1 protein-coding gene is annotated in these 2,153 nt (G+C 69.3%); it reads left to right on the top strand.

Annotated elements, in window-relative coordinates:
- Positions 1 to 2,009: ABC transporter ATP-binding protein (locus AC1DY2_RS18975; protein ID WP_476763825.1), on the top strand; the 2,009-nt coding region annotated here is incomplete at its 5' end.
- Positions 2,010 to 2,153 lie beyond the last annotated feature (144 nt).

A 2,153-nucleotide genomic window follows, 5' to 3' on the forward strand; every position in this document is an offset into this window, starting at 1 on the left:
GCGCCGGCATGCCCACCGAGAAGCCCGCGTCGTTCTGGCCGTCGGCGAAGCGCCTGCTCGGCCGACTCCGCCCCGAGCGGCCGCTCGTCGTCGCCGTGATCCTGCTCGGGATCGTGAGCGTCGTGTTCACGGTGTTCGGGCCGAAGCTGCTCGGCCAGGCCACGAACATCATCTTCGAGGGCTTCGTCTCCTCGCAGATGCCCGCCGGCGCGACGAAGCAGCAGGTCGTCGACCAGCTCCGCGCGTCGGGCGACACCAGCCAGGCCGACATGGTGCAGGCGATGACCCTCACCCCCGGCCAGGGCATCGACTTCAACGCGCTCGCCATGGTGCTCGGCTGGGTGCTCGTGCTCTACGTGCTCGCGTCCCTGTTCTCGTGGGCGCAGGGCTACGTGCTGAACGGTGTCACGCAGCGCACCGTGTACCGCCTCCGCGAGGAGGTGCAGGCGAAGATCCACCGGCTGCCGCTGTCGTACTTCGACCGGATGCAGCGCGGCGAGCTGCTCTCGCGGGTCACGAACGACATCGACAACATCTCGCAGTCGCTGCAGCAGACCATGAGCCAGCTGCTCACGTCGCTCCTCACCGTGATCGGCGTGCTCGCCATGATGTTCTGGATCTCGCCGCTGCTCGCGGTCATCGCCCTCGTGACCATCCCGCTCACGATCCTCATCACCACGGTCATCGCGAAGCGCTCGCAGAAGCAGTTCATCGCGCAGTGGGCGCACACCGGCACGCTGAACGCGCGCATCGAGGAGGCCTACTCGGGCCACGCCCTGGTGCGGGTCTTCGGGCGGCGCCGCGAGGTGGAGCACGAGTTCACCGACAAGAACGAGGAACTGCACGACGCGAGCTTCGGCGCCCAGTTCGTGAGCGGCATCATCATGCCGGCCATGATGTTCGTGGGCAACCTCGTGTACGTCGCCATCGCCGTGGTGGGCGGGCTCATGGTCGCCGCCGGCACCATCAGCCTCGGCGACGTGCAGGCGTTCATCCAGTACTCGCGCCAGTTCACGCAGCCGCTCAGCCAGCTCGGCTCCATGGCGAACCTGCTGCAGTCGGGCATCGCGAGCGCCGAGCGCGTGTTCGAGCTGCTCGACGCCGACGAGCAGACGCCCGACCCCGTCGAGCCCGAGGCCGGGCCTGCAACGGATGACGCGCAGTACGCGGCATCCGGCCGGCTGGTCTTCGACGACGTCTCGTTCAGCTACGACCCCGAGAAGCCGCTCATCGACCACCTGTCATTGACGGCGGAGCCGGGCCAGTCCATCGCGATCGTCGGACCGACGGGCGCCGGCAAGACCACCCTCGTGAACCTCATGATGCGGTTCTACGAGCTCGACGACGGCCGCATCACGCTCGACGGCGTCGACATCACCCGGATGACCCGCGACGCGCTCCGCTCACGCATGGGGATGGTCCTGCAGGACACGTGGCTGTTCACGGGCACGATCCGCGAGAACATCGCCTACGGCCGGCCCGGTGCGACCGAGGACGAGATCATCGACGCGGCGAGGGCCACCTACGTCGACCGCTTCGTGCGCACGCTGCCCGACGGCTACGACACGGTGCTCGACGACGAGGCATCGAACCTGTCGGCCGGCGAGAAGCAGCTCATCACGATCGCGCGGGCGTTCCTGGCGCAGCCAGCCGTGCTCATCCTCGACGAGGCGACGAGCTCGGTCGACACCCGCACCGAGCTGCTGCTGCAGAACGCGATGAACGCCCTGCGCCGCGACCGCACCAGCTTCGTCATCGCGCACCGGCTGTCGACGATCCGCGACGCCGACCTCATCCTCGTGATGGAGGACGGACGCATCGTCGAGCAGGGCACGCACGGCGAGCTGCTCGCCGCCGACGGCGCGTACACGCGGCTCTACGAGGCGCAGTTCGCGGCGCCCGCCGAGGAGGTCGAGTCGGTCGAGGAGCCCACGGGCGTGCCGGGCGTCATCGCCGGCGAATCCGACGAGGAGGCAGCCGAGGCGGCGTCGCAGCCGGTCAGGAGCTGAGGCGGCACGATCGAGGCCGGCGCTCCGGGGCTTCCCCCGGCTCGCCGGCCTCGGTCATGCGTGCCGCCGGAGACTCAGGTGCGCGTCGCGGTGAGCTGGTCGATGAGCGACGGGTCGCCGCTCAGGGCGATCGCGGTGCATACG

Source organism: Agromyces sp. P1_H4, assembly GCF_056405255.1.